Here is a 26435-nt window from a genome sequence, read left to right as displayed (position 1 = left end):
GAAGAGTCACGACCACGGGCACACGCCCGCGCGCGACATGCGTGCTCGTGTGTGACGTGCGTGTCTGCGTGTCTGCGTGTGCGTGTCTGCGTGTCTGCGTGTCTGCGTGTCCATCATCACAGTCCGAGATCTGCCCAGCAAAGATGACGGCTGAGCCGGCGATAACTGGCCAGCACATACCATCTGACCTGGAACGTTAAATGAACACCGAGTGCACTTTCGCGAGAGTGCATCCGCTGTTCCTCGGGCGCAAGAAGTTTGTTCACCGTCCGTTCATCTTCTGCTTAACCTTGCGGACACCCTGGATGCGAATCATGGGAGACAGCCGGTTACACACCCCATGATTCTCGCAAGGAGACACGCATGACCCAGGTCCTGGCCCCGGAGACTTTCACTCCGACGCCTGCAGTCGGCCGCAGCAATGATCGCCGCTGGAACCTGGCCTTTGGCCTGCTCCTCGCGATCAGTCTCATCGCCTTCACCCTGTGGTCATTCGGCTATGTCGGCCAGGACGCACCGCGCATGGTGCTCATCACAACGGTCATCTTCGGCGCGTTCATGGCCTTCAACATCGGCGGCAATGATGTGGCCAACGCCTTCGGCACCTCGGTGGGCGCTGGCACCCTGACAATGAAGCAGGCACTCCTCGTCGCAGCCGTCTTCGAGGTCAGCGGCGCGCTGCTGGCCGGTGGTGAGGTCACCGACACCGTCAAGAGCGGAATCGTCGATCTCGGCGCTGCCGCTCTTGACCCGATGGAGTTCGCCTACATCATGATGGCGGCCCTGCTCGGTGGAGCAGTGTGGCTGCTGATCGCCACCCGCATGGGATGGCCGGTCTCGACCACACACTCGATCATCGGTGGCATCATCGGTGCTTCACTGGCCACTGGCTTCGTCACCGGCACAGGCGGATTCGCCATGGTGCAGTGGTCAGAGGTCGGCATGATCGCGATCTCCTGGGTCCTCTCCCCCGCGCTCGGCGCGCTCGTCGCCTTCCTCATCTACGGCGCGATCAAGAAGCATGTCCTCGGCAATGGACTGTCGCAGACTCTCAAGCCGCACATGCTTGCCCGAACCAGCGGTGAGGGCCACGCTGCAGAGACCGAAATGGACCTCGAGCGCGATGCCGCGACGTCGACCGACTCAACGGTCGGCTCGCACTCGACACTGCAGCGCTGGGTTCCGCTCATCGCTGCCGGCGGTGCCGTCATCATCACCGGGATGCTCCTGTTCAAGGGCCTGAAGAACCTCGACATGAGTGTCAGCACCGTCGGCGGAATCCTCATCATGGCGATGATCGGCCTCGCCGTCTGGATGGCAGTGTTCGTCTTCGCCAAGACCCTGCGCAAGCAGACCGTGCCCCGCGCAACCTACATTCTCTTCTCCTGGATGCAGGTGTTCACGGCCTCCGCGTTCGCCTTCAGTCACGGATCCAACGACATCGCGAACGCAATCGGGCCTTTCGCAGCCGTCCTCGACGTACTCAAGACGGGCAGCATCAGCTCCGAGGCGACCGTTCCCTTAGCCGCCATGCTCACCTGCGGAATCGCCCTCATCGCCGGCCTCTGGTTCATCGGTCGCAAGGTCATCACCACAGTCGGGACCAAGCTCACTGAGATCCACCCGGCCTCGGGCTTCGCCGCCGAGCTCGCCGCAGCAGCCGTCGTGATGGCAGCTTCGATCAGCGGACTGCCCGTCTCCTCCACCCACATCCTCATCGGTGCGATCATCGGCGTGGGCCTGGTCAACCGGTCGGCGAACTGGAAGCTGATGAAGCCGATCGCCATGGCCTGGGTCATCACCCTGCCTGCAGCCGCGAGCATCGGCGCCATCAGCGTGCTCACCCTGCGCATGTTCTTCGGCTGAGGGCACCCGCACTCCCCCGGCATACCCGACCGCATTCCCTGAAGATCTGAACGCGGTTCACGGCGGCCCGGACCAGCAGCACTGGTCCGGGCCGCCTCGTCAACGTGACCTCCGACCACGTCTGTCCGAGTCCTGTGTCAGGGCGGTCGGATAAGATCATTCACACGTTCACGAGTCGTGGCTATCGGTACCTGGCCGGCCACGCGGCAACCCGTCATCGACCGGGTGCCCCAGGGAAAGAACGGGCCAGCACCACGTGGTGCTGGCAAGATTCGATCCGGGCGCGATGCGCCCGAGAAACGGGTGCCGTCATGTCACTTGACACCAACGAGAACTGGCCAGGATTCTCCCCAGAGGAATCCCTCCAATGGGCCCGAGCTCTCCTCCGCCATTCGCCCCAGGCGCTGCCGCCCAGCTACAAGGCACTCGCTCACGCAGATATCTCACGCGGGGTTCCCCACGCCGGACCAGACTGGATGAGAACCGCCGAAGCGGCTAGCACCATCGACTTCACGCCTGTGCTCTACCACTCACTCTTCAAATCCCTGGAGTCGATCGACCCCGACTCATTCAGATGGCATCCGAAGAACCGTGAGATCACCAATCGCGCCTGCGTCCCGGGGATTCCCTTCGAGACCGAGCTGTGGAAGGAGTGGCCGCAGCTCGTCCTCAAAGACGACTTCTCTCCGGGAACTGCCGCAGAACTGGTGCTCACGTTCGCTGACGTGAACTATCGCAGCTGACACGGCGGCCTGTTGCCTATAGGCATCGTCCTCGGCTGTGTGGTCAGGTCGCTGACAGGTACACCGCCGAGGCCACCGCCCGGTCGATCTCGCTTGACTCGCCGCCGATCGCGACCGTCACCACCACGATCCCAGCGTCGGCACCGATGCTATCGTCCGTGGCGGATTCACCCACTTCCGACGACGACCTGCTCACGTCCGCAACCTCAATATGGGCACCCGGGATGACCCCTGCCTCGGCGAGGTGGGCGAGCACTGCGGGATCGGCATCCGAGACCCGGATGACCTCGTAGGACCCGGGATCTGCCTCGGTGAGGAGGATCGAGGAGTCGTGTGATTCGATCTGCCCATCGGGATCGGGAATCGGATCACCGTGGGGATCTGCCTGGGGACGGCCCAGGAACGCATCGATGCGATCGACAAGCCGGTCAGAGGCCGCATGTTCGAGGATCTCCGCCTCGTCGTGGACCTCGTCCCAGCCATAACCCAGTGATTCGACGAGGAAGGTCTCGAGCAGTCTGTGCCGACGCACCATGGACAGGGCGACCTTCTCCCCGGCAGGGGTGAGAACGGGCGGGCGGTAGGGCACCCGGACGATGAGACCGAGCTCGTCGAGCCGTTTGAGCACCTCGGTGACGTTGGCCTTCGTGGTGCCGAAGCGGTTCGCCAGCTCCGTTGCGGTCATCGGCTCTCCGCCCCACTCCTGGGCCGACCAGATCGCTTTGAGGTAGTCCTGGCTGACCTCGGAGACTTCGCCTGCACGCATGCAATCAGCGTATCCGATGTGCCGAGACCGCCAATAGGTTCAAATTCGAGGTCGAGGCGGGGTCGAGGCGAGGTCGATGCGGGGTCGAGGCGCGCGGCGGACTGCCGGCCAGACGTCGTCGCGACACAGATCTGGAACATTCCCTCGCCTCCTGTGCCGAAACGAAATGGAAGAATCACAGTATGAGGTTCAGAACGCACAAGTTCAGCACGACGATGCTCTTCGCGGTGACGCTCGCCGTCTTCATGCTGATCATCTTCGCTTTGACGAATGCCGGCTTGGACCCCCGTGCGGGCCACTTCAGGGACTTCGACCCTGAAGACGCAGCCCCGGCGTGCTTCGGCCTGCTCGGTCTCTACCACTCCATCGCGATCATCTTCTTCGATGAGGACGATTCGACACCCTCGAAGGCCAAGGCGGCTGCCGACTCTCATATCCCACGGGCTCCCGACTCCTACACTGGCTTCATCCGGCAACCCTGGTACAAGGTCCTTTCCGTGGGACCGGTCTTCGCCGCATTTTCCGCGACCTCGGTGTTCCTCTGGCACACTTTCGCAGAATTTCCGGGTACTCCGGGCACGATGTGGGGCGACTACGCCTCTTCGACACTGCCCGCCCTCGCACTCTTCCTTACATGTTGGTCCGCGGCGAACATTGGATTCATGTTCGCCGCCATCGCCGAGGCGTTCAACCGCGACCATCCGGGGATCACCATCACATCCCTCATCGTCATGTTCATCGTCGGCATCGGCCTCACCATCGGCTTCATCTTCATGGCGAACGGACCCACGGGCAGGATCCTGGCCCTAGCCGCTCTGGTGTTCCCACTGAGCCTGTGTACCTCGATCGGCACCCACGTGTGGGCTCGCGTCCGCGTCGCCCGATACGACGCCGCTCATCCCCATCAAAGTCCTCGAGCACGCAGGCGGGCGACGAAGTTCGGTGCACGCAAGGTGAATCAGGGCGGGCCCGGCCGAGGTGGTCCTCCGGTGGATCTGCTCGAACCCGGTGAGCGTCTGCTCATGCACTTCAGAAGCGATAGAACCCCGGAACCCCAGCTTCTCATCGCCACGGATCAGAGGTTCGTCCGTGCCTCGATCCTCGGATCAGATCGGACCTTCATCCTCGAACAGGCCAGTCCTGGGCAGCTGTCCGGAGGCACATCGGAACGAGTGGGCCATGACCTCATGACCACTGCGCACTTCCGCGATCGTCAGTCCATGCGCGTCGTCGGCGGAGACCCCGAACAGTCCCGGGCCTTCGCCGAGACGATCACCTTCCTCGCACGTACCGGAAAGGTTCGCCGCTGACACGGCGACCGTCGCTGACCTCGCCGAACTCCCCTGCAGAGCGGAAATCACACCCTGCGCGACTTACCGCACAGTAACGGCTCCGTCCTGAAAGCCGGGGGTGGAGTCGCTGACAAAGTCCCGAGAGTCTAGGATGGATCGGTGCCCTTTTGGGCGAGTCCAGAGTTTCCGACCGGAGGTTATGCGTGCAGGATCCCAACGATGAGAAGATGAAGCGGCCGATCGTCGAGCGCGAGCTCTTCGGCGGAACCGACAGGCCCTCCCGAGACGTCGACCCCGAGAAGCTCCCTCCGATCTCCAGCACGGAGATGAGCCGCGGCCCCGCGGAACTCACGGACGAGCGGGGGTCTCGGGTCAATTGGAAGGTCTTCCTCATCTCATCGGCGGTGATCCTCGCCTTCTCGATCTGGGCGATGCTCATGCCAGACACCGCTCAGTCGACGATGAAGGCCGCTGTCGATTGGATCTCGGTCAATCTCGGCTGGTTCTATGTCGTCACGGTCACCGTCGTCATCGTCTTCGTCCTGTGGGTCGCCTTGTCGAAGGAAGGCTCCGTCCGGCTGGGACCCGACCATTCCAGGCCGCAATACAATCTCTTCACCTGGGTCGCGATGCTCTTCGCCGCGGGCGTGGGCATCGACATGCTCTTCTACTCTGTGACGGGACCGATCACCCAGTTCCTCCAGCCGGTCAATGCCGATCCCGAATCCGCGGCCGCCGCTCAGGATGCCGTGGTGTGGACGATGTTCCACTACGGCATCGCCGGCTGGTCGATGTACTCGCTGCTCGGCATGGCCATGGGCTATTTCGCCTACCGCTGGGGCATGCCCCTGTCGATCCGAGCGGTCCTCTACCCGCTGCTGGGCAAGCGGGTGCGCGGAGCCACCGGTGACGTCATCGACATCTTCGCCCTCGTCGGCACCGTCTTCGGTGTGGCCACCTCGATGGGCATCGGCGTCGTCCTGCTCAACGTCGGCTTCTCGACGCTTTTCGGACTGCCCCAAGGGCTGGCCCTCCAGATCGGCCTCGTGCTCGTCGCCGTCATCATGACGGTCGCCGCCTGCACCTCGGGCGTGGACAAGGGCATCCGCCTGGTCTCCGAGCTCAACCTCTGGTCGTGTGCGGCGATGATGCTCTATATCCTCGTCACCGGCAAGACCGCGTTCCTGCTCAACGCCATGGTCGAGAACATCGGCCGGTTCATCTTCACTCTGCCCGAACGCACCCTGTCCACCTTCGCCTACGTCAGCGACGGCTCCGAGTGGATGGGCGCATGGACCTTGTTCTTCTGGGCCTTCTGGCTGGCCTGGGGTCCCTTCGTGGGGCTGTTCCTGGCCCGCATCTCCCGTGGTCGCACCTTGCGCGAGTTCGTCATCGCCGCGATCAGCGCCCCGGTGCTCTGCGACTTCATCATCGTGACGATCTTCGGAAACTCTGCCCTGTCGGAGGTCTTCGACGGCAATTCCGAATTCGCGAAGCTCGCCATCGACTCACCGGAGCAGGGCTGGTATGCCCTTCTCGAAATGTTCCCCGGAGCGACCTTCCTCATCGGGTTGGCGACGCTCTCGGGGCTGCTCTTCTATCTCACGAGCGCGAATTCGGGCGCCATGGTGATGTCGAACTTCTCCTCCACGATCCCCAACCCCGAAGAGGACGGCGCGAAATGGCTGCGGATCTTCTGGGCGGTCGTGACCGCGGTGCTGACCATCGCCATGCTCGTGGCCGGCGGAGTGACGACGATGGAGTACGCGACGCTGATCTTCGCACTGCCCGTGACGATCATCGCCTATCTCGTCATGGCCTCATTCTCCAAGGTCCTGCGCATGGAGAGAGCCGAGCGGGAGGGCAGGACCCGCAAGCGCCGGACGACCGCAGTCCATGGCGGCAGGACTCCGGAGAAGACGTGGCGGCAGCGCTTGGCGACGCTGCGCTCGTATCCTTCTAAGAAATCGGTCGACAGATTCGTCGCCGAGGTGGTCGAACCTGCCCTGGAAGCGGTGGCCGCAGAGTTCCGCGAACTCGACTACACGGTCGAGCTGATACAGGAACCGGGCCCGGAATCGGGCATCACGGAAAGCACCCTCATCGTCGACATGGGCGAGCAGCGCAACTTCCAATATCAGATCGCGGCGGTCGAACACAATGTCCCGTCGTTCGGCGGTCGCAATGCTCCTCGCGGCAACGACGTGTACTTCCGAATCGAAGTCTTCACACAGACCGGCTCCGAAGGTTACGACCTGATGGGCCTGAGCTCTCAGCAGATCATCGACGACGTCCTCGACCGCTACGAGAACCACCTGTCGTTCCTCGCCTACTCCCACGAGCACTCGTACCAGTCGGTGGTCACTCCGCCGACACCCCCGGCCACGGATTCGATTCCAGCTGTTCCCACCTCGGCGGAAGAGGTCGAGGAGATCGACCCGGAACCGACATCGGAACCGGTACACGACCGTACTTGATCAAAGGCACAATGCCCGAGCCCTGATTCCGGTCTATGGCGAACCGGGCCAAACGAGGCTGTCCCCGATCCTGGGGGCAGCCTCGGCGCATTCATGACAGGTATTGCACGACACCGTGCTTGGGACCATAGTCGAGGCAGGACCGTCGGGAACCGCGCCGACGCACGAACCGGGAGGTGATCGCCGTGGACATCGCCACGGTGCTGTCATTCTTATCGGCCGAGGACTACACGATCGCCCGCGAGGTCATCCAGCGCGGATTCGGCGTCCTGTTCTTCATCGCCTTCCTCAGCGCCTTCAACCAGTTTCCCGCCCTGCTGGGCGAACACGGACTGACCCCAGCCCCGCGCTTCATCGAGCTCACCACCGCCAAGCAGGCACCCACGCTGTTCCGGTGGAAACACACCCGCTACACCGATCGTCGACTGCGCATCGTGTGCGGCGTCGGCATGCTGCTGGCCGTCTCAGTCATCGCCGGCCTCCCTCAGGCGGGGCCCGCGTGGACGATGATCCCAGTGTTCTGGCTGATGTGGTGGCTCTACTTCTCGATCGTGGCCATCGGGCAGCGCTTCTACGGCTTCGGCTGGGAGTCCCTCCTGCTCGAAGCGGGCTTCCTCGTCGGATTCCTCGGCTCCCACGAGGTCGCACCCTCACTGCTGATGATCCTTCTGCTGCGGTTCTTCGTCGTCCGCATCGAGTTCGGGGCGGGCATGATCAAGATGCGCGGGGACAGCTCCTGGCGGGACCTGTCCGCCATGGACTATCACCATCAGACCCAGCCCATGCCCAATCCGCTCAGCCGCCGTGCGCACCTGATGCCCGGCTGGTGGCACCGAGGAGAGACTCTGGGCAGCCATATCGCCCAGCTCAGCGCACCGTGGCTGCTCTTCCTGCCCCAACCCATCGCGTCCTTCGCCGCGCTGGTCATCATCATCACGCAGCTCGCACTCGTCATCACCGGCAATTACGCCTGGCTGAACTGGGCGACGATCCTGCTCGCATTCGCCGGGATCAGCGACTCATTCCTCGGCTGGGTTCTCGGCGGCCCGTGGCCCGGGTGGGGGCTGTCAGGATTGCCCGGCGCCGAGGCGGTCGGATCATCCGCGTCGACCGCTGCGCTCGCGTCGTCCTCGGCTCTCCCCCTGTGGTGGGCCGTCCTCGTCACTGTCTTCGTCGTGTGGCAGTGCGTACTCAACGTCCCTGCCCTGCGCAATCTGTTCTCGCCTCACCAGCTGATGAATGCCAGCTTCAACCGGTGGGGGCTGGGCAATGCCTATGGTGCCTTCGGTTCGATGACCGAATCCCGGGACGAGATCATCATCGAGGGCACCCTCGACCCTGATGCGAGCGACCACGCGGATTCCGACGACGATGTGGCGGATGCCGATGGAGGCTGGCGGCCGTATGTCTTCAAGGGCAAACCCGGTGACGTGTCCCGGCGCTCACCGATCGTCGCGCCCTATCATCTGCGCCTGGACTGGCTGATGTGGTTCGCCGCCCTCGGCGACTACCGGCAGTCGTGGTTCTACGCGCTGCTCGAACGCATCGGTTCCGGCGACCCACTGATCCGGAAGCTGCTGGGCCCGGATCCCTTCGGCGGGCAGGCACCGGCGCTCATCCGCGTGCGGGTCTTCACCTACCGCTACGCCACAGACAAGGAACGACGTCAGGCCGCGGACGAGGGCCAGCCTCGACCGTGGTGGGTGCGTTCGAACTCCAGAACCATGGTCGAACCCACAGCTCTGCGCAAGGACTGAGGTTTCCACCGAGCCGGGCAGAGGTTCCCACCGAACCGGTCTGAGGCTCCCCTGACTCCGATTGCACACTTGCGCAGGCAGGAAATTGAAACTCCACTCACGAATGCTTAAAGTTAATGTACCTTAACTTTTCGGCTCCGGTGCTGGTGCCGAAACCCGACTTCGTGCCAGGAGCCGCCTTGCCCCACCTCAGATCCCGCCGTCTCACACTCCCACTGACGGCCCTCACCGCATCCGTTCTCGTACTCGGCCTCAGCGCCTGCGGTACCAGCAGCTTGGCAACCGAGTCGAACAGTGGAGAGAAGCCGGTCGTCCTCACCACCTTCACCGTTCTCGCCGACATCGCCGAGAACGTCGCGGGTGACCATCTCGAGGTCGAGTCCATCACCAAGGTCGGTGCCGAGATCCACGGCTACGAGCCCACCCCGGGCGATATCCGCCGCGCATCGAAGGCTGACCTCGTCCTCGACAACGGGCTGAATCTCGAACAGTGGTTCGAACAGTTCGTCAACGATCTCGACGTCCCTCACGCCGTCGTCAGCGAAGGGGTCGAGGAGCTCTCGATCACCGCGGACGCGTACGCGGGCAAGCCCAACCCGCGTGCCTGGATGAGTCCGCTCAATGTGCAGATCTACGCGCAGAACATGGCCCGGGCATTCGGCGAGCTCGACCCCGATCACGCCGATGACTACAGCGACCGCGCCGAGGCCTACAACGGCCAGCTGCAGGAGGTCCAGGACGAACTCGCCTCGGACCTGTCGGCACTGCCGCAGAAGAAGCGGGCGCTTGTCACCTGCGAAGGCGCGTTCTCCTACCTCGCCAGGGATGCCGAGCTGACCGAGAAGTACATCTGGCCGGTCAATGCCGAGGCGCAGGCGACGCCCGGTCAGATCACCTCGGCGATCGAATTCGTCGATGACAACGACGTGCCCGCAGTCTTCTGCGAATCCACGGTTTCTCCGGCCCCGATGGAACGGGTCGTCGAAGCCACCGATGCGGACTTCGGCGGCACCCTCTACGTCGATTCGCTCTCCGAGGCCGACGGCCCGGTCCCGACCTACCTCGACCTCATCCGTCACGACGCGTCCGTGATCACCGAAGCCCTGACAGGAGAGAACTCATGAGCACCCCCGCCATCGCCGTCAACGAAGTGACCGTCCACTACGGGTCCGTCTTGGCCCTCGACCGTGCTTCATTCACCCTCGAACCGGGCCGGATCTGCGGTCTGATCGGCATGAACGGGTCCGGAAAGTCGACGCTGTTCAAGGCGATCATGGGCATGGCCGACCCCGATTTCGGCACCGTCTCCATCAATGGCGAATCTACTGCCTCGGCTCGGCGGGCCGGCATCCTCGGCTACGTTCCGCAGAGTGAGGACGTCGACTGGGACTTCCCTCTCTCCGTGCGGGAGGTGGTCATGATGGGCCGGTACGGACACATGGGTCCGCTGCGCATCAGGAGGAGGGCCGACCGCGAGGCGGTCGATCGGGCTCTCGAACGCGTCGAACTCACCGAGTACGCCGACCGTCAGATCGGCCAGCTCTCGGGCGGACAGAAGAAGCGCGCCTTCGTCGCCCGGGGAATCGCACAGGGAGCCACGATCCTCCTCCTCGATGAGCCCTTCGCCGGCGTGGACAAACGCACCGAGGCCACGATCACCCGTCTGCTTCGGGAACTTGCCGCCGCCGGTGCCACGGTGCTCGTGTCCACCCACGACCTGCACGCCCTGCCGGACCTGGCCGACGAAGCGATCCTGCTCATGCGCAGTGTCCTGCTCCAGGGTGAGCCACAGGAGGTTCTCCGGCCCGAGAATCTCGCGTTGGCGTTCGGTCTCGACGTGATGAAAAGAGGCGCAGCAGCATGACCGCCGTTCACCTCCTGCTCGAACCCATGAGCTATGACTTCATGCTCCGCGCGCTGGCGACCACGCTCATCGCATCGATCGTCTGCGCCGTGCTCTCGTGCTGGCTGGTCCTCATCGGCTGGTCGCTCATGGGTGATGCGGTTTCGCATGCCGTGCTGCCCGGAGTCGTCCTCGCCTACGTCGTCGGGGCTCCGTTCGCCTTGGGTGCTGTGGTCTTCGGATTCCTCGCCGTCGGGCTCATCGGCGCCGTGCGGGATACGAGCCGGATCAAGGAGGACGCCGCGATCGGAATCGTTTTCACCACACTGTTCGCCCTCGGCCTCGTGCTCATCTCCGTCGTTCCCTCACACACGGATCTCAACCACATCATCTTCGGCAACCTCCTCGGCGTCTCCTCCTCCGAGCTGCTTCAGGTGTCCGTCCTCGGCGTCATCACTCTGGTGGTGCTCGCGGCGAAGAATCGCGATTTCACCCTCTTCGCCTTCGACCCCACGCATGCTCACGCCCTGGGCCTCAACCCGAAGATCCTCGGCGCGCTGCTGCTGGGTCTGCTCGCGCTGACCTCCGTGGTCGCGCTGCAGGCCGTCGGAGTGGTCCTCGTCGTCGCCATGCTCATCATCCCCGGCGCCACCGCCTACCTGCTCACCGACCGGTTCCAGCGGATGCTGATCATCGCACCGGCGATTTCGGTCGTCTGTGCGCTGGTCGGACTCTACGCCAGCTACTACATCGACACCGCCTCGGGCGGCATGGTCGTGCTCTCACAAGGTGGCGTCTTCGTCCTCGTCTACCTCTTCAGCCCCCGCCACGGTCTGATCGGGCGGCGCTTGTCCGTGCGCAGGCGGCGACGGGAGATGGCCGATCCGAGCTTGACCGTCCAGCCGCAGTGACCGACAGGAGTTGATTGAAGCCGACTTCAGTCGATGCCCAGAGCCAGGAGCACGATGAGGACGAGGTTGAGGACGATGATGAGCGCTGAGGCGAGGATCGCAACGATAGTGATGATCCGTGAGTTTGCGTACCGTCCCATCACCTTCTTGCTCATCGTCAGCCTGACCAGGGGAACCATCGCAAATGGAATTCCGAGGCTGAGGACGACCTGACTGAGGACGAGCGACCAGGTCGGATCTGCCCCGATTCCTAAGATGATGAGGGCCGGGATAATCGTCACCGCCCTCTGCCACACGATCGGGATCTTGACTCGCAGCAGTCCCTGCATGATCGAGGCCCCCGCATAGGACCCGACTGCGCTCGAGGCCAAGCCGGAGGCCAGGAGTCCGATGCCGAAGAACAGACCCACAACCTCGCCGAGGTTGGCCGACACCACCGCATGCGCCCCCTCAATCGTGTCGGTCCCGTCCTGGCCGCGAAGTGAGGCAGCGGCCAATAGGAGCATCGCAATATTGACCGAGCCCGCGATGACGAGAGAGGCCACGACGTCCCACCGGGTGGCCTTGAGCAGCTGAGGAATCGAGGCACGCGGCGCGGCGCCGTGCCGGTCGACGGACAACGCCGAATGCAGGTAGATCGCGTGCGGCATCACGGTCGCACCCAACATGCTTGCGGCCAGCACCACCGAGTTCGTGCCCTCGAGTCTGGGCACGATTCCACCTGCCGCTTGCCCCCAATTCACATCGCCGACGAACAGACCTGCCAGAAAGCCGATGGCGATGATTGCGAGCAGGGTGATGATCACCGTTTCGAAGGGACGCTGACCACGGGTGGACTGGATCGAGAGCAGGACCAGGGACACGACGCCGACGATGATTCCGCCCAGGAGGAGCGGCAGGTCGAAGAGGATCTTCAAGGCGATGGCGCCGCCGATCACCTCGGCGATGTCGGTGGCGATGGCCACGATCTCCGCCTGCACCCAATACGCCAGCCGGGACCTGCGGCGCAGCCTGCCGCCGAGGAGGCTCGGCAGGGACTGCCCGGAGACAAGGCCGAGTTTCGACGACAGATACTGCACGAGGACTGCGATGAGGTTGGCCGCGACGAGGACCCACACGAGCAGATATCCGTACTGGGCACCCGCGCTGAGATTGGCGGCGACATTGCCCGGATCGACGTACGCGATCGCCGCGACGAAGGCCGGGCCCAGGAGGAGGAACGTGGAGACCTTCTTCGGGCGCGCAGAAGTGGCGGCCGTACCGATACTCGGTGGATCGACGTTCATTAAGTTAATGTACGTTGACTTTGATGCGCGAGGCAAGGCCGCGACGGCTCAGCTCCAGAGTGAAACCAACCCCGCCTGGTAACTGAACACGGAAGGGCCTACGATTCAATCATGCCTACTGAACATGTTCACTCACAGACCGGCCGTCGGCTGAGAACCGAGGAGAAGGTCATCTCTGCCGCCGCCGATCTCTTCCTCGAGTTCGGCTACAGGGCCACGACGGTCAGAGGAATCGCCCACCGCGCCGAGGTGTCCGTGGGCAGGGTGATGACCGCCGGAGACAAGGAGGTTCTCCTCATCCGCTGCTACGACCGGTGGATCGCAGCGCTCCAGGCCGGGACCTACACCCTGCCCACTCGGACGCGCACTCAAGCGGGGACAGCGCCGTCCGCGTATATCCACGCCAGGACAGGACCCACCTCGGCGGTGCAGAGCCATCTGCTGGGGATCTTCCTGCCCTTCCTCGAATTCTTCGCCGCTCATGAGGATCTCTCCCGGGACTACGCGGCGGCACTGATGCGCGTGACCGGCAAACCTCAGGTGTTTGACACCCTGGCGGCCGATCTGCAGGACAAACTGTCCTCCAGCCTGATCTCGATCGGGATCAGCGAAGCCTACGCACTGGCGAGCGCCTCTGCACTCTATGACTCCCACCTCGGAATCCTGTTCCGGTGGGCGGCCAGCGATATGAGCCTCGACGAGGCGACCGAGGCCCTATCGCGCAGCATCGCGTTCCACACACAACTGCGGAGACCCGTATGACCCTGCTCCCCGATCCCTGGTGGCCGGTTGCGGTGATGGCCTTCATCGTCCTCATTGACGGCATCCTGACTTTCGCCCCGCCGAAGGTCATTGCCGACTGCCTTGACGGAGTCGGACTCCCCCGTAATTGGTGGTGGGTGCTCGCGGTCGTGAAGTTCCTCGCGGTGGCCGGGCTCATCGCAGGCTTCTGGATCCCGGGCCTCGGCTTGGCTGCGATCGTCGGCCTCATCGTCTACTTCCTCACCGCCGCCGGCGCCCACCTGCGGGCTGGTTATGTGGGACGCGATTTCTGGCTCAACTGCCTGGGGATGCTTGTGCTCAATGTTCTCATCCTCGTGTTCTGCTTCCTCGTCTGAGCCGCTGCCGCACCTGAGCCGCTGCCGCACCTGAGCTGCTGCCGCCCCGGCGCCCGCGCCTGAGGATTTGCCTTCGTCCGTGAAGGCGGGTGGCCCCTTGCGGTAGATTTCATTGTGGAGTTGCGTTCGACGATCGGCGATTTTTCGCACGCAACTCCACAATGACCGCTACTGCGGCCGAATGGTTGGCATGAAGTTGGAAGGATTGGCAGCGTGGCCGAATCCACAGAGGACCGATACGCCCGGTGGGCTTGGATCCACGAGACCGCAGTGATGACCGGGTGGGACTTCGCCGCACTCGGCTCCAGACTCGTCGCCGACGAACCACCCTGGGATTTTGACCTGACCTGCGCCAAGGCGATGGCGAGGTCAATGCCGTGCCTCGACATGGGAACCGGCGGAGGAGAGCGCCTCAGCGAACTCGTCAAACGTGTCAGCACCGTTGGAGGCTTCATCAGTCGCAGATCCTCGGTCCATGCCAGTGAAGGGTGGAAGCCGAACTTGGAGCTGGCCACCTCGGCGCTGGCAGAATACGGCATCGAGGTTCGTGAGTACGACAGCGAGACCGGGGAGGCCATGCCGTGGCCCGACGACTTCTTCACCCTCGTGATGAACCGGCATGAGAGCTATGACCCGGCAGAACTCGCTCGCGTCATCGCACCCGACGGCGGCTTCCTCACCCAGCAGGTTGACGGCACGGAGGCCTCCGAGTTCAGACACTGGTTCGGCGGCGCACCGCAGGCGCCGGAGAACCGACTCGAACCGTGCATCGACGGGCTCGAAGCACATGGCTTCACCATCACCGATGCCGACGAGTGGACCGGCACGATGGAATTCGCCGACGTCGAGGCGATCATCGAGTACCTCGCCTACATCCCCTGGGATGCCCCCGGATTCACCGTGGCCGGAAATCGTGAGGCCCTCGACCGGCTGGCGGCCCGCAGCTCTCCGATCGAGGTGACCCAGAAGCGATTCCTTATCGTCGCCGAGCAATAGCCACCCGCACGGCGACCGCGCTTGGTCGAAATCTCGTCCTCACCTGAGGGTCAGGTTTCCCCGACCTCGGCCACAGGCGAGCCGCATGGGCGGGCCGTGGCCGGCGTGGATAGTGTCGAAGACATGACCTCGCCGGATTTCATGTATCCCCAGCCCACCGATGACGAGTTGGCCGCACAGCAGCCCTACACCGCAGCGCGGGGAAATCACGTGCACGGCGTCGGTCACAGCAGTGCCGTCGGTCAGGCACCCACCTCACCAGGCGTGCAGCCCGATCACGACCGGATTTCACCCGCAGGAGCGAACCGCCCGCTGTTCGGCACAGTCGCCCTGGTCGTCACCATCGTCGCCGCGGGACTGTCCCTGCTCGCCTCGATCGTCCTCGGAGTCACCATCGGCCCGATGGAGAACGAGAACGGCTACTACTTCGCCGATACTCCCAGCTGGTACCAGAATCTCGCAATCGCACTCGCCGGCCTTCAGGTCCTATGTGCGGCACTCGGAGTCACCGGCCTCATCATGGGCATCGTGTCTGTTGCCACCAGCCGCGCCAGGACGCAGGGAATCGTCGCAATCGCCATCGCCGCACTGGCACCCTTCGTCTCCTTCGGGATCTTCATGATCCTCAGCTTCACCGTCGCCTGACGCCATCGCGCAGCTTGGCCACGGTTCCGACTGGCGAGATCAGCGAGCAGGCTGTCGAATCAGCGAAGATCAGTGCTGCCGAGCTCGGCTTCGGCTCACAGCCGGGCGCCACGGTCGAGTTCGTCGCCGGCGGTGCCCCGGAGTTCGTCGAGACGAACCTGGCTACCGACCAACGACCGGACTGCGTGATCATCGACCCGCCTCGGCGAGGGATCGGGGCGCGACCGTCGATGGCTTTGGAAGCTTCCGGGATTGAGCACATCGTGTACTCGACGTTCGCAATCACTAGTTCGCGATGCCCCTGAGCACGATCGCACCGGCAACTGACCCTCAAGTCGATTAGGCTGTGGACCATGACCGGACAGGCTCTCAGCCGCTCACGGATCGGCCACCCGGTCGACCGTTGAGTCGCCGTGGACGCGAATACGATATTCGCGGCCCACCCCTTTCGAAAAGATCTCCCTCGCCGAGCTCCAGCTCGCTATGCCCGCAATCATGTCGGGCCCTCAGCCCCGGCCCCACCTTGTCGGGCCCAATTTGCGAAAGGACATCATGTCAGCAACCTTCAACCACACCATCATCGTCGCCGCCGATCCCGCCGAATCCGCTCAGTTCTACGTCGACATCCTCGAAGCCGAACACACTGAATCCTGGGCAGTCTTCGCCAACATCATGCTCTCCGGCGGAGTCATGCTGCAGTTCGCGGCACCGCCACCTCCCTATGAGTTCTCACCCGTGCATATGGCGTTTCTCTGCACGGATGACCACTTCGATCGGGCAGTCCGACTGTTGCAAGAACGCAGCCTCGACTACTGGGCGGACCCACAGCGGACTCGTCTGCAGGAGACAAACTCCGGACATGACGGGTGTGGGGTCTATTTCCTCGATCCGGCCGACCATTTTCTCGAGCTCATCACGAAGCCATACTTCTGAGGACAAGCGCGACTCTCAAGGTCAGCGCCGACTCCACCAAACGCCCTCGTCAATTCTGCTACCACTTTGGTATCATAGATTTATGGCAATGACATTGCGTTTGAACAAGGACGACGAGCAGCTCCTGGCTCGCCTCGCCGAACAGGACGGGGTAAGCCGCCAGGCCCTCGTCATCAATGCAATCCACGAGGTGGCCGAGCGACGAGGCCACGAGGCACAGGTCAGTGAGGCTTCGAAGCACGCCCGCGAACGGTATGGCGATCTGCTCGACCGACTCGGCAAGTGACTGTCTACCTTCGAACCGAAGATCTCCTCGAACTAGTCGCCGATCTCAACGTCGGACCGGTACGCGACCTCGGCCTGCTTGATTCTGCTGCGCATCGGCCCACGACCACTCTTTGGGCGACTGAGGTCTATCCATCCGTAGATGAAAAAGGCGCTGTTCTGCTGGAGTCGATCGTTCGAAATCATCCTCTCGTTGACTGCAACAAGCGGCTGGGCTGGCTCAGCCTAGCGGTCTTCTACGATCTCAATGGCGTCGAATTCGATGCGCCGGATGACGATGCCTACGATCTCGTCATTTCGGTCGCGAGTGGTGGCATAGAGACCGCCGACATCGCGGCGAAATTGAGAACTTGGCGCGCTTGACCACTGGGACATGGACGGACGCTACCCCACGAGTCGTACCGCTCAGCGACATCTCGCTCAATGTCGCGCTCGGCCGCCCCAGCTCTACGACAGCAGACTCTGCCGGAAGCGTTCGGCGACGGCCGGCAGCGGGCCGCGCTTGCGGTGGACCACGACCAGTGTGCGCTCGATCGCCGGGCTGCTCCGCGGCGGAGTCACCGGTTCTCCCAACCTGGACGGGCACAGGAAGTCCATGAGCTACCACCTGCTCACACTCGAAATCTGAACTTCTACGGCTGCAGCGAGATACCTCACACTCTTCATCGAAGTGCCGAAACGAGGCGGCAATTCCACGCGAAGGCGAATACACTCGTCACCTACGAGGCTCCACGAACACCCCAGTTCGCGGAGCCTGTTTCTTGCCATTGCGCACTACCCCCACCGCCCCCTGACGAAGACTCCTGCCCGCCGCCGAGGCGGACTCGAGCTTGGAGACCACGATGACGATGCTGGACAACCACGAACCAGAGCCCGAACCTGCCCCCGGTTCTGAGGCCGATTCGGAGCCTGACCCCGCGGCAATTACCACCGACACCCAGCTGGCAGCAGCACCGGATGCAGACTCCGCTCGGCACAACCCTGTCGGCGCCGTCTTCTTCTGGTCGGTGGCGTTCGTCATCGCCTTCGTCATCTGGGCCACGGTGTCGCCCGACAGCCTCGGCGACATCATGACCACGGCGATGACCGCCGTGTCATCGAGCTTCGGCTGGATCTACCTCGTGGTGCCCTTCGCCGCGATCGTCATGCTCGTGTGGTCCGCCGCAAGCCGATTCGGGCGCATCCGTCTCGGTTCTGCCGATTCCCGTCCGGAGTTCACCACGATGTCCTGGCTGGCGATGATCCTCGCCGCAGTCATGGGGATCGGCCTGGTCAGCTACGGTGTGGCCGAACCGATGTCCCACTTCATGGTGCCTCCTCACGGCCTGGCTCAGCCGGAGACCATGGACGCCGCCGTGCGTGCCATGCAGTTCTCCTACCTCGACTGGGGTTTCCAAGCCTGGGCCATCTTCGGCGTCTTCGGTCTGGCGATCGGCTACTCGACGCACAGGAAGGGACGCCCTGCACTGGTCTCCACAATGCTGCGGCCAGTGCTCGGCCGCCTCGTCGACGGTTGGGTCGGCAAGGTCATCGACATCCTCACCATCATCGCCACTCTGTTCGGAACGACAACGTCGCTGGGCCTCGGCGCCTCTCAGATCGGTGAGGGCCTCAATGCGGTGTTCGGCATCGATACGACGATCATGCTGCAGATCGTGGTCGTCGGTGTGCTCACCCTGCTCTTCACCGGATCGGCGTTCACCGGGGTCAGCCGCGGCATCAGATACATCTCGCAGATCACTCTGACCATGGCGACTCTGCTCGGGCTGTTCGTCTTCATCACCGGGCCCAGCGGGTTCGTCGCGAATCTGTTCGTGCGCTCGGTCGGCTCCTTCGCCGGGGACTTCCTGAAGCTCAGCTTCATGACGCCATCGAGTGCTTCCGACAGCGAGTGGATGCTCGGGTGGACCTACTTCATGATGGCCTGGTGGCTGTCCTGGAGCGCGTTCGTGGGAATCTTCCTGGCCAAGATCTCGAAGGGCCGCACGATCCGCCAGTTCGTGGCCGGGGTCCTCCTCGTCCCCAGTGCTGTGTTCTTCGTGTGGTTCACCATCATGGGCGGCTCCGCGATGAAGCTGGACATGGACGGGGCCACGATCGGTGAGGCAACTGCGTCCAATCTCGACACGGCCTTCTTCAGTCTTCTCAACGAACTGCCGCTGTCGCTGCTGACATCGGTCTTCACCATCATCATGGTGATCCTGTTCTTCGTCTCCTCGGCCGACTCGAACACCTTCGTCCTCAGTTCGCTGTCCTCACGGGGTTCGTTCAACCCGAGCCGCCCGGTCATCGCCACCTGGGGCTTCCTCACCGGCGCCTGTGCCATCGTGCTGCTGTTCGTCGGCGGATTGCAGGCACTTCAGCAGGCGGCGATGCTCTCGGCGGTTCCCTTCACCATCATCGTCATCATCCTCGGCATCGCGTTGATCAGGGAATTGCGCAATGACCACCAGGTGATTGAGGAAGTCGCCCGCGAAAGGCGCGCACTGGGACTCTGACCCCCAAGCTTCACCGAGCGGACCACTGAGCATCGGGAGACCAGTTTTCACTGGTTCTCTCCTGGCTCGATGGTCCGCTCGTTAGTTCTTTTTTGAGGGTCACCGCAGCTTGGCGGTCACCTCGACGGCGACAGAATTCATCAAGCGCCGTCGTTACTCTTATGAACAACACTTCTGATTCATAACAACTGAGGGGGCTAGTTATGAGTTCTGAATAGCGAATGGAACCCGGGCCTGATCGAGCGGACCACTTAATCTCGAGAGAACCAGTTACAACTGACTCTCTCGACGCTAAATGGCCCGCTCGATTACATGGCATGTCGAGGCGCTGGGACGAGCACCCGCCGCTCTCGCTTGAGAGGTCACCGCAGCTTCGCGGTCACCTCGGCGGCGGCCGTGAGGACCTTATCCACGAGCGGTTCGGTGTCGGTCTCCTCGCTCAGCGCATCACCGGCGAGCGAGAGGCCGATCGCGGCGATCGGGCGGGAGAGGACATCGTAGACGGGGGCGGCGATCGTTGAAATTCCCGGGGTGACTTCGCCGTGTTCGATCGCCCAGCCAGCGCGGCGGTCCTGAGCCAGGATCGCGTTGAGCGCCTTCACCGTCGTCGGTCCCTGACCGGTGCGGGTAACGAATCCGGACTCGGACTGGAACATCGCCAACACCTCTGGCTTGGGCAGATTCGCCAATATCGCCCGCCCAGTCGCGGTGAGGTAGCTGGGCATGCGCACACCGGTGGCAGTGATGACCGCGACCGACTTCAGCGACTGCTCCTTGAGCAGGTACACGGTTTCCCAACCGCGGATGACGGCCAGCTGCGCCGTCGCTGATGTGTCGTCGGCCAGCTGCCGCACGATGGGCTGCGCCAAGCGCTGCAGCGGGTTGGTCCGCAGGTAGGAGCTGCCCAATTCGTGCACACCGGCACCCAGGACGTATCCGGATTCGGTGCGGACGACGAGCCCAAGTTCCTCGAGCACGGTGAGCAGTTCGTAGGCACTCGAGCGTGGGATCTCCAGCGCCCGTACAAGAGCGCCCGCGGAGATCGGACGGTTCGACGCCGCCAGATGCCGCAGAATCGCGATCGAGCGCCGCAGCGCCGGAACCTCAGCCACGGTTCAGTCCTCCATCCCGAGGGCCGCGAAGGCCTCCCTGTACAGGTCGGCAATCGGCCCGAGTGCGGTATGCACCCCGTCGCGGACGCGGACGTGGGCGCCGCTGACGGTCATGTGCACATCCGCCGAGGTGGCCGAGAGGATGGCCTGCTCCCCCACCGATCCGAAGGTGCGCATGGTCTGGGTGTCGATGGCGATGAAGTCGCACGCCTTGCCGACAGCCAGCTCACCGACCGGCAGCTCGAGGCTGCGTGCCCCGCCTTCCGTCAGCGAGGTGATGAGCTCGGCCGGGGAGAACCGGCCGCGTTGGCCGCTGCGGAGTCGTTCACCGGCTTCCAGGCCCTGGGTCTCGCGCAGCGCGTCGAGCACGACGTGCTGGTCGGAGCCGATCGCGATCGTCGCTCCGGCGTCGGCGAGTTCGCGTGCCGGGCCGATGCCGTCGGCCAGATCTGCTTCCGTGCACGGGCACATGACAATCGAGGCCTGTGCCCCGCCCAAGGTCGCGATGTCGTCCTCGCTGAGATGCGTGGCGTGGACGGCCGAGAGGTTCGAAGCAACGACCCCCGAACGTGCGAGCACCTGCGTCGGGGTCGTGCCATAGGCGGCTTGGCTGGCGTCATTCTCCGCCGGCTGTTCGGACAGGTGCACGTGCACGGGTCCGCCGAGTTCTGCGAAGCGGGGCAGGTTCGCTGCCGGGACCGCGCGGATCGAATGAATCGCCGAGCCGACGTGAACATAGCTGCCACCAGCAGATTCGACCGGAAACTCGGTGGCGAAGGCCTCGGACAGAGCCGCGTGACGGTCCATATATCCGTCGATGGTGCCGTCACCGAAACGGGCCTGCTCCACCGAGAGCTCGGTGTCGATTCCGCCCGTGAGGTAGCAGGTGTCGAGGAGTCGGATCCGCAGTCCCGCCGAGGTGGCCGCTCGTGCCAGCGCCCGTTCCATTGCGTGTGTACGGGGTTCGTCCGAGCCGGAAACGTCCCCGCGGAGACGTGAGGCACTGCCGGTCGCCTCGGCTCCCGTGGTCGCGTTGGTCGACGCGTCATCGGCGGAGACGTCCCCGCGGGGACGCACGTCGTTTCCGTACGGGGTCCCGTCGGGTGCGTGGTGGACGTAGTGGAACTCCCCCACCGAGGTGTAGCCGCCGGCGAGCATCTCCGCGAAGACGGCGCGAGCCACCGTTTCGTAGCTCTCCGGGCTCAACCGGGCTGCCACGGAGTACATGACTTCGCGCCACGTCCAGAAGGTGCCGCCGTCGCCGTGGGTCCGACCGCGCAGGATGCGGTGGAAGGCATGGGAGTGGGCGTTGACTCCACCGGGCAGGGTGAAACCGGAAACCACCTCGGCGATGGTGGGCGGGGTATCGATCCCGGTCTCGACGGAGGTCAGGGTGCCTGTCTCATCGGCGGTGAGCAGGACACCTGTGGCGACCCGACCATCAACCCAGGCGGATTCACACCAGAAACGTGTGCTCATGATGCCACTACGAGTTCCCCTTCGAGAACCTTCACCAGGGCGGAGACTCCAGCGCGCTGGTCCTCGTCCTCGCAGGCCTCTTCCGGAGCGTGGGAGACGCCGGTCGGGTTGCGCACATAGAGCATCGCCGAGGGCACGTGCGGGGCGAGAATGCCCGCGTCGTGCCCGGCACCGGAGGCCAGCAGCGGTGCGGTTGGAAGCGCCGTGCGCAGGCGGTCGCCCAGTTCGGCCGTGAAGTAGGTCGTCGGTGAGTACGACTCCTGAGAGATGCTCACCTCGACGCCGGTGTCGCCGGCGTGGGCTTGCGCGCGCTGAGAGATCGCCTCAAGCACCTGCTTGACCACGGCGTCGTCGGCGTGACGGATGTCGAGCCAGAAGCTCATGCCCGAGGCGATGACGTTCGTCCCGCCCGGGTGGATGAGGGTGCGGCCGACGGTGGCCACCGCCTGGTCGTGGCTGGCGGCGAGGACCGGAATGTCGCCGATGACACGGCTGCCGGCGACGACCGGGTCGGCCCGGTGGCTCATCGGGGTGGTGCCGGCGTGGTTGCCCTGGCCGGAGAAGGCGAAGTGCCAGCGGCCGTGGCCGATGATCGAGGAGCCGATCGCCACCGCCTGGTCGGTGTTGATGAGCCCGATGCCCTGTTCGACGTGGAGTTCGATGAAGGATCCGACTGTCGACAGTCGCGAGTGGTCGGTGCCGATGCGGTTCGGGTCGAGCCCGTAGCCCGTCGCGACGTCGGCGAACGAGTCACCGTTGGCATCCTTGAGTCCCAGTGCCCGGTCCGCGTCGATGGCGCCTGTGATGAGACGCGATCCCAGGCAGGCCACACCGAAGCGTGACCCCTCCTCCTCGGGGAATACAGCGAGTGCCAGCGGCCGCTGGGCCCTCTCGAGTGCGCCGGAGGCCTTGAGCTCGTCGAAGGCCGCCAGCGCCGAGGCGACACCGAGGGGCCCGTCGAAGGCACCGCCACCTGGAACGGAGTCCAGATGCGAGCCGGTGACGACGGCGTTCTCACCGGGCGGCGTCGCCCACGCCCAGGTGATGCCGTTGGCGTCGATCTCGGTGTCGAGGCCACGACGGGCCGCCTCGGCGAGGAACCAGTCACGCAGTTCACGTTCGGTGTTCGAGAACCCGGGCCGCTGGTACCCGGGTCCGCGGGTGTCACGGCCGGTGTCCTCGATCTGGGACAGGAGGGAGACGACGTCGCTCATCTCAGTTCGCTCCGTCCTGATGGGTCGTGGCAGCGTCCGTGCCTGAGGCCTCGGCCGCTGCGTTGAGGTTGCCCAACGACGTGAACTCGGGGTCGTTGACGGCAGGTGATCCGCCTTCTGGCAGCCAGGTTCCGGCAGCCTCGGTGACGGTGTGCTGCATCGGCGTGACCGACTCTGCGGCAGCGACCAGGGAGCCGTCCTTGACCTTCGCGATGGTCTCAGCGAGTTCGGGCGAGAGGAACCGGTCGGGGCCGGGGCCGGGGACGGTCTCGCGGATCGCCGCGATCACGGCTCCGGTCACCGGCGCCGGTGCGGCGTCACGCATATCGCAGGCCCGGGAGGCGGCGTAGAACTCGATGCCGATGACGCTGGCCAGGTTGTCCACGACCTTGCGCAGTTTGCGTGCGGCGGACCAGCCCATGGAGACGTGGTCCTCTTGCATCGCCGAGGACGGAATCGAGTCCACCGAGGCGGGGCTGGCGCCTCGCTTGGCTTCGGAGACCATCGCGGCCTGCGTGTAGTGGGCGATCATCAGGCCCGAGTCGACGCCGGCGTCGTCGGCGAGGAACGGGGTGAGGTTCTGGTTGCGGGTCACGTCCATCATCCGGTCGGTGCGGCGTTCGGACATCGAGGCGACATCGGCGGCGACGATGGCGAGGAAGTCCAGTGCGTGGGCCAGCGGTGCGCCGTGGAAGTTTCCGTTCGAGGACACCATGCCGTTGGTCAGGACGACGGGGTTGTCGATGGCCGCACGCAGTTCGCGTTCGGCGACGCCGGTGGCGAAGGCCACGGCGTCACGGGCGGCGCCGTTGACCTGCGGGGCGCAGCGCATCGAGTAGGCGTCCTGCACCAGGTGGGTGGAGTCGCGGTGGCTGGCCGTGATGGAGGAGTCCTTGAGAGCGGTGAGCATGTTCGCAGCCGCGGCGGACTGGCCGTCGTGGGGGCGCAGTGCGTAGTGGAGTTCCGGGGCGAAGACCGCGTCGGTGCCGAAGAGTCCCTCGATGCTCATGGCCGCAGAGACGTCGACGGCGGTGAGCAGGTTCTCCAGGTCGGTCAGGGCCATGATGAGCATGCCCAGCATGCCGTCGGTGCCGTTGACCAGCGCCAGTCCTTCCTTCTCAGCCAGGGTCACCGGGGTGATGCCGGCCGTCTTCAGAATCTCATCGGCGGGGCCTGCCACTCCGTCAGGTCCGGCGGCCACACCTTCGCCCATGACGACAAGCGCGCAGGCCGACAGTGGTGCGAGGTCGCCCGAGCAGCCCAGCGAGCCGTATTCGTGGACGACCGGGGTGATGCCGGCATTGAGCAGGTCGACGTAGGTCTGGAGCACCTCGGCGCGCACACCCGCCCGGCCGGTGGCCAGGGTGCGAGCACGCAGGAGCATGAGGGCTCGCACAACCTCGCGCTCAACAGGTTCGCCGACGCCGGCCGCGTGGGAACGGATCAGGGACTTCTGCAGCTGGGTGCGCAGTTCGGCGGGGATGTGGCGCTGGGCGAGGGCACCGAATCCGGTGGAGACTCCGTAGACGGGCTTCTCCGCGGCGGCAAGGGCGTCGATGGCCTCACGGTACTTGTTCACACGGGCCAGGGTGGTCTCGCTGAGGGCGACCTTCGCGTCATGGCGGGCGACGTCGACGACCTGGGCGAAGGTGAGGGTATCGGGATCAAGATCGATGAAGACTGACATCTGGGACCTTTCGGTTGAGAGATTCATATGTTCGTGTGGCGAAATTGGACGGTGGGGACGCAGAAGGCCGGCAGCCTGCCTGCTGGGTCAGCCTCGCGGGCGGTTGTCGGCGACGAGCTCGCCGCCGCGAATGACCCGCTCGACGAGCTGGACGCCGGGCCGGTAGGCCAGGTGGCGGTAGCTGGGAGCGTCGAGGATGACGAGGTCTGCCCGGGCGCCGGCGCCGAGGTGGCCCACGTCGGTGCGCTGCAGGGCGTTGGCGCCTCCTGCCGTTGCCGCCCAGACGGCCTGCTCGAGCGTGAAGTGCATGTCGCGCACAGCGATGGCGATGACGAAGGGGACGCTGTTGGAGAAACCTGAACCCGGGTTGCAGTCCGTGGCGATCGCCAGACGCACCCCGGCCTCGACGTAGCGGCGCGCATCCGGGTAGGGCTGACGGGTGGAGAATTCGATGCTGGGCAGCAGCGTGACCACGGTTTCGGACTTCGCGAGAGCCGCAAGGTCCTCATCCGAGGCGAAGGTCGCGTGGTCGACGGAGACACAGCCGAGCTCCGCACCGAGTCGCAGAGCTCCACCCTCGGTGAGCTGGTTCGCGTGCAGTCGCGGCTTCATTCCCGCGGCCTTGCCCGCCTCGATGATGCGCCGGGTCTGGTCCTCGGTGAAGGCCCCCTTCTCGCAGAACACGTCGATCCATTTGGCGTGACCCGTCGCGGCCGGGATGATCTCGTCGATGACGAGGTCGACATAGCCCCCCGGTTTCTCCTTGTATTCGGGTGGGACCACGTGGGCGGCGATGAGCGTCGATTCCTCGGTGTGCCGGTTGATGATCGTCAGCGCCCGAAGTTCGTCCTTGAGAGTGAGCCCGTATCCGGATTTGATCTCAAAGGTCGTCGTGCCCTGCCTGGTCGCCTGGTCGAGGAGGTGGACGAGGTTGGCCTCGAGCTCCTCATCGCTGGCGGCCCGGGTGGCGGCGACGGTCGTCGCGATGCCACCGGCCGAATACTTCTGCCCGGCCATGCGCGCGGCGAACTCCGCCGAGCGGTCGCCGGCGAAGATGAGGTGGTTGTGGCTGTCGACGAAGCCGGGGATGACGGCCTTGCCGCCCACATCGATCGTCTCGAGCTCGACCCCACCTCTGGCCGAGGTGAGGGTGCCGTTTTCGATGTCATCGTCGTCGAGGGTCGCGGTCGCAGACGAGTCTGATCGGGCATCGCCGAGGTGGCCCTGCACAGCGCTGTCCGCCTGAGCGGACGGCCCCGACCACAGAACCCGACCCTCGTCGATGAGCACGGCGGCGTCCTCGACGACGCCGAGGGCGCCGAAGTCGGCACGGTCGTTGACGACCAGTTCGCTGATCCCGGTGATGAGCTGCAAGGGAGTGTCCTTCGCGGTCGAGAGTAGTTCAGTTTCAGTATGGACCGGGTGAGCTTGCTGCTGAACCGTGATCGACAAAATTTGTCCGATATTTCGGACAGAAAGTGATCGGCGACTCGACATCCTTCGATGCACCCGCCCGCGATGAAGCAT

25 protein-coding genes and 1 riboswitch are annotated in these 26435 nt (G+C 64.4%); of the genes, 17 read left to right on the top strand and 8 right to left on the bottom strand.

What is annotated here, in order from left to right; translation table 11 throughout:
• Window positions 1–363: 363 nt before the first annotated feature.
• Together AAFP32_RS01240 and AAFP32_RS01235 are read left to right on the top strand one after the other, a co-directional pair.
• On the top strand, window positions 364–1866 hold the full coding sequence (locus tag AAFP32_RS01240) for an inorganic phosphate transporter (protein ID WP_350270281.1): 1503 nt from the start codon (window positions 364–366) through the stop codon (window positions 1864–1866).
• A gap of 166 nt (window positions 1867–2032) precedes the next feature.
• A riboswitch (SAM riboswitch) is annotated at window positions 2033–2144 on the top strand.
• Between the two features lie 33 nt (window positions 2145–2177).
• Window positions 2178–2609: a hypothetical protein gene (locus AAFP32_RS01235; protein WP_350270280.1), complete on the top strand. Its 432-nt coding sequence runs from the start codon at window positions 2178–2180 to the stop codon at window positions 2607–2609.
• Between the two features lie 43 nt (window positions 2610–2652).
• On the opposite strand, the gene AAFP32_RS01230 is transcribed toward AAFP32_RS01235, so the two are convergent.
• Window positions 2653–3375 (bottom strand): metal-dependent transcriptional regulator, encoded by a 723-nt coding sequence (locus tag AAFP32_RS01230; RefSeq protein WP_350270279.1) that lies wholly within the window; start codon window positions 3373–3375, stop codon window positions 2653–2655.
• Between the two features lie 182 nt (window positions 3376–3557).
• Between AAFP32_RS01230 and AAFP32_RS01225 the strand changes: the two genes are divergently transcribed.
• The 6 genes from AAFP32_RS01225 to AAFP32_RS01200 all read left to right on the top strand — a co-directional run bounded on the left by AAFP32_RS01225 (window position 3558) and on the right by AAFP32_RS01200 (window position 11655).
• Window positions 3558–4685 carry a hypothetical protein gene (locus AAFP32_RS01225; RefSeq protein ID WP_350270278.1) on the top strand — a complete coding sequence of 376 codons (1128 nt, stop codon included), beginning with the start codon at window positions 3558–3560 and terminating at the stop codon, window positions 4683–4685.
• 209 nt (window positions 4686–4894) lie between these two features.
• On the top strand, window positions 4895–7144 hold the full coding sequence (betT, locus tag AAFP32_RS01220; protein WP_350271518.1) for a choline BCCT transporter BetT: 2250 nt from the start codon (window positions 4895–4897) through the stop codon (window positions 7142–7144).
• Window positions 7145–7329: 185 nt separating this feature from the next.
• Window positions 7330–8901: a lipase maturation factor family protein gene (locus tag AAFP32_RS01215; protein ID WP_350270277.1), complete on the top strand. Its 1572-nt coding sequence runs from the start codon at window positions 7330–7332 to the stop codon at window positions 8899–8901.
• A gap of 179 nt (window positions 8902–9080) precedes the next feature.
• Window positions 9081–10025, top strand: coding sequence for a metal ABC transporter substrate-binding protein (locus AAFP32_RS01210; protein WP_350270276.1), 945 nt, complete (start codon window positions 9081–9083; stop codon window positions 10023–10025).
• Window positions 10022–10765 carry a metal ABC transporter ATP-binding protein gene (locus tag AAFP32_RS01205; RefSeq protein WP_350270275.1) on the top strand — a complete coding sequence of 248 codons (744 nt, stop codon included), beginning with the start codon at window positions 10022–10024 and terminating at the stop codon, window positions 10763–10765. Before AAFP32_RS01210 ends, AAFP32_RS01205 begins: the two co-directional genes overlap by 4 nt.
• A complete protein-coding gene (locus AAFP32_RS01200; RefSeq protein ID WP_350270274.1) occupies window positions 10762–11655 on the top strand; it encodes a metal ABC transporter permease in 894 nt (297 codons plus the stop codon). Before AAFP32_RS01205 ends, AAFP32_RS01200 begins: the two co-directional genes overlap by 4 nt.
• Window positions 11656–11681: 26 nt before the next feature.
• Here the strand turns inward: AAFP32_RS01200 and AAFP32_RS01195 are convergent, their stop codons facing one another.
• The gene (locus tag AAFP32_RS01195; protein ID WP_350270273.1) at window positions 11682–12941 is read right to left on the bottom strand and encodes an Nramp family divalent metal transporter; all 1260 of its coding nucleotides are present in this window, start codon (window positions 12939–12941) and stop codon (window positions 11682–11684) included.
• Between the two features lie 111 nt (window positions 12942–13052).
• Between AAFP32_RS01195 and AAFP32_RS01190 the strand changes: the two genes are divergently transcribed.
• The 8 genes from AAFP32_RS01190 (at window position 13053) to AAFP32_RS01155 (ending at window position 17281) form a co-directional block, all read left to right on the top strand.
• Window positions 13053–13703 (top strand): TetR/AcrR family transcriptional regulator, encoded by a 651-nt coding sequence (locus AAFP32_RS01190; protein ID WP_350270272.1) that lies wholly within the window; start codon window positions 13053–13055, stop codon window positions 13701–13703.
• A complete protein-coding gene (locus AAFP32_RS01185) occupies window positions 13700–14059 on the top strand; it encodes a DoxX family protein (RefSeq protein ID WP_350270271.1) in 360 nt (119 codons plus the stop codon). The genes AAFP32_RS01190 and AAFP32_RS01185 overlap by 4 nt, the downstream gene beginning before the upstream one ends.
• 213 nt (window positions 14060–14272) lie before the next feature.
• Window positions 14273–15055, top strand: coding sequence for a methyltransferase type 11 (locus tag AAFP32_RS01180; protein WP_350270270.1), 783 nt, complete (start codon window positions 14273–14275; stop codon window positions 15053–15055).
• 123 nt (window positions 15056–15178) lie between these two features.
• Window positions 15179–15700: a hypothetical protein gene (locus AAFP32_RS01175; protein ID WP_350270269.1), complete on the top strand. Its 522-nt coding sequence runs from the start codon at window positions 15179–15181 to the stop codon at window positions 15698–15700.
• A 14-nt stretch (window positions 15701–15714) separates the two neighbouring features.
• On the top strand, window positions 15715–16005 hold the full coding sequence (locus AAFP32_RS01170; RefSeq protein WP_180957352.1) for a hypothetical protein: 291 nt from the start codon (window positions 15715–15717) through the stop codon (window positions 16003–16005).
• 247 nt (window positions 16006–16252) lie between these two features.
• Window positions 16253–16633 carry a VOC family protein gene (locus tag AAFP32_RS01165; protein ID WP_350270268.1) on the top strand — a complete coding sequence of 127 codons (381 nt, stop codon included), beginning with the start codon at window positions 16253–16255 and terminating at the stop codon, window positions 16631–16633.
• Window positions 16634–16715: 82 nt separating this feature from the next.
• Window positions 16716–16919 carry a CopG family transcriptional regulator gene (locus AAFP32_RS01160; protein ID WP_350270267.1) on the top strand — a complete coding sequence of 68 codons (204 nt, stop codon included), beginning with the start codon at window positions 16716–16718 and terminating at the stop codon, window positions 16917–16919.
• A complete protein-coding gene (locus AAFP32_RS01155; protein WP_350270266.1) occupies window positions 16916–17281 on the top strand; it encodes a type II toxin-antitoxin system death-on-curing family toxin in 366 nt (121 codons plus the stop codon). The genes AAFP32_RS01160 and AAFP32_RS01155 overlap by 4 nt, the downstream gene beginning before the upstream one ends.
• Before the next feature lie 84 nt (window positions 17282–17365).
• Here the strand turns inward: AAFP32_RS01155 and AAFP32_RS01150 are convergent, their stop codons facing one another.
• Window positions 17366–17515 carry a hypothetical protein gene (locus AAFP32_RS01150; protein ID WP_164743296.1) on the bottom strand — a complete coding sequence of 50 codons (150 nt, stop codon included), beginning with the start codon at window positions 17513–17515 and terminating at the stop codon, window positions 17366–17368.
• Window positions 17516–17760: 245 nt separating this feature from the next.
• On the opposite strand from AAFP32_RS01150, the gene AAFP32_RS01145 reads away from it, so the two are divergent.
• Complete coding sequence (locus tag AAFP32_RS01145) at window positions 17761–19416, top strand: BCCT family transporter (protein ID WP_101619101.1); 1656 nt, start codon at window positions 17761–17763, stop codon at window positions 19414–19416.
• Between the two features lie 362 nt (window positions 19417–19778).
• Here AAFP32_RS01145 and AAFP32_RS01140 read toward each other — a convergent pair whose 3' ends face one another.
• The 5 genes from AAFP32_RS01140 to hutI all read right to left on the bottom strand — a co-directional run bounded on the left by AAFP32_RS01140 (window position 19779) and on the right by hutI (window position 26282).
• Window positions 19779–20528: an IclR family transcriptional regulator gene (locus AAFP32_RS01140; RefSeq protein WP_350270265.1), complete on the bottom strand. Its 750-nt coding sequence runs from the start codon at window positions 20526–20528 to the stop codon at window positions 19779–19781.
• A gap of 3 nt (window positions 20529–20531) precedes the next feature.
• Window positions 20532–22007 (bottom strand): amidohydrolase family protein, encoded by a 1476-nt coding sequence (locus tag AAFP32_RS01135; protein ID WP_350270264.1) that lies wholly within the window; start codon window positions 22005–22007, stop codon window positions 20532–20534.
• Window positions 22004–23221: an allantoate amidohydrolase gene (locus AAFP32_RS01130; protein ID WP_350270263.1), complete on the bottom strand. Its 1218-nt coding sequence runs from the start codon at window positions 23219–23221 to the stop codon at window positions 22004–22006. Before AAFP32_RS01130 ends, AAFP32_RS01135 begins: the two co-directional genes overlap by 4 nt.
• Window position 23222: 1 nt before the next feature.
• Window positions 23223–24908 carry a histidine ammonia-lyase gene (hutH, locus tag AAFP32_RS01125; RefSeq protein ID WP_350270262.1) on the bottom strand — a complete coding sequence of 562 codons (1686 nt, stop codon included), beginning with the start codon at window positions 24906–24908 and terminating at the stop codon, window positions 23223–23225.
• Window positions 24909–24995: 87 nt separating this feature from the next.
• Entirely contained in the window at window positions 24996–26282 is a 1287-nt protein-coding gene (gene hutI / locus AAFP32_RS01120) for an imidazolonepropionase (RefSeq protein WP_350270261.1), read from the bottom strand.
• Between the last annotated feature and the right edge of the window lie 153 nt (window positions 26283–26435).

The sequence above is a fragment of the Brevibacterium sp. CBA3109 genome, assembly GCF_040256645.1.
GTDB classification, from domain to species: Bacteria; Actinomycetota; Actinomycetes; order Actinomycetales; family Brevibacteriaceae; genus Brevibacterium; species Brevibacterium koreense.
This window is presented reverse-complemented; position numbering and strand designations above follow the sequence as displayed.

What these genes read in the sequence shown, in the direction of transcription:
- betT (WP_350271518.1), top strand. Translation starts at nt 4,895, where the DNA reads ATGAAGCGGCCGATCGTCGAGCGCGAGCTCTTCGGCGGAACCGACAGG.
- AAFP32_RS01165 (WP_350270268.1), top strand. Translation starts at nt 16,253, where the DNA reads ATGTCAGCAACCTTCAACCACACCATCATCGTCGCCGCCGATCCCGCC.
- AAFP32_RS01240 (WP_350270281.1), top strand. Translation starts at nt 364, where the DNA reads ATGACCCAGGTCCTGGCCCCGGAGACTTTCACTCCGACGCCTGCAGTC.
- AAFP32_RS01190 (WP_350270272.1), top strand. Translation starts at nt 13,053, where the DNA reads ATGCCTACTGAACATGTTCACTCACAGACCGGCCGTCGGCTGAGAACC.
- AAFP32_RS01135 (WP_350270264.1), bottom strand. Translation starts at nt 22,007, where the DNA reads ATGAGCACACGTTTCTGGTGTGAATCCGCCTGGGTTGATGGTCGGGTC.
- AAFP32_RS01175 (WP_350270269.1), top strand. Translation starts at nt 15,179, where the DNA reads ATGACCTCGCCGGATTTCATGTATCCCCAGCCCACCGATGACGAGTTG.
- AAFP32_RS01130 (WP_350270263.1), bottom strand. Translation starts at nt 23,221, where the DNA reads ATGAGCGACGTCGTCTCCCTCCTGTCCCAGATCGAGGACACCGGCCGT.
- AAFP32_RS01160 (WP_350270267.1), top strand. Translation starts at nt 16,716, where the DNA reads ATGGCAATGACATTGCGTTTGAACAAGGACGACGAGCAGCTCCTGGCT.
- AAFP32_RS01235 (WP_350270280.1), top strand. Translation starts at nt 2,178, where the DNA reads ATGTCACTTGACACCAACGAGAACTGGCCAGGATTCTCCCCAGAGGAA.
- AAFP32_RS01200 (WP_350270274.1), top strand. Translation starts at nt 10,762, where the DNA reads ATGACCGCCGTTCACCTCCTGCTCGAACCCATGAGCTATGACTTCATG.
- AAFP32_RS01145 (WP_101619101.1), top strand. Translation starts at nt 17,761, where the DNA reads ATGACGATGCTGGACAACCACGAACCAGAGCCCGAACCTGCCCCCGGT.
- AAFP32_RS01185 (WP_350270271.1), top strand. Translation starts at nt 13,700, where the DNA reads ATGACCCTGCTCCCCGATCCCTGGTGGCCGGTTGCGGTGATGGCCTTC.
- hutH (WP_350270262.1), bottom strand. Translation starts at nt 24,908, where the DNA reads ATGTCAGTCTTCATCGATCTTGATCCCGATACCCTCACCTTCGCCCAG.
- AAFP32_RS01205 (WP_350270275.1), top strand. Translation starts at nt 10,022, where the DNA reads ATGAGCACCCCCGCCATCGCCGTCAACGAAGTGACCGTCCACTACGGG.
- AAFP32_RS01225 (WP_350270278.1), top strand. Translation starts at nt 3,558, where the DNA reads ATGAGGTTCAGAACGCACAAGTTCAGCACGACGATGCTCTTCGCGGTG.
- AAFP32_RS01230 (WP_350270279.1), bottom strand. Translation starts at nt 3,375, where the DNA reads ATGCGTGCAGGCGAAGTCTCCGAGGTCAGCCAGGACTACCTCAAAGCG.
- AAFP32_RS01195 (WP_350270273.1), bottom strand. Translation starts at nt 12,941, where the DNA reads ATGAACGTCGATCCACCGAGTATCGGTACGGCCGCCACTTCTGCGCGC.
- AAFP32_RS01150 (WP_164743296.1), bottom strand. Translation starts at nt 17,515, where the DNA reads ATGGACTTCCTGTGCCCGTCCAGGTTGGGAGAACCGGTGACTCCGCCG.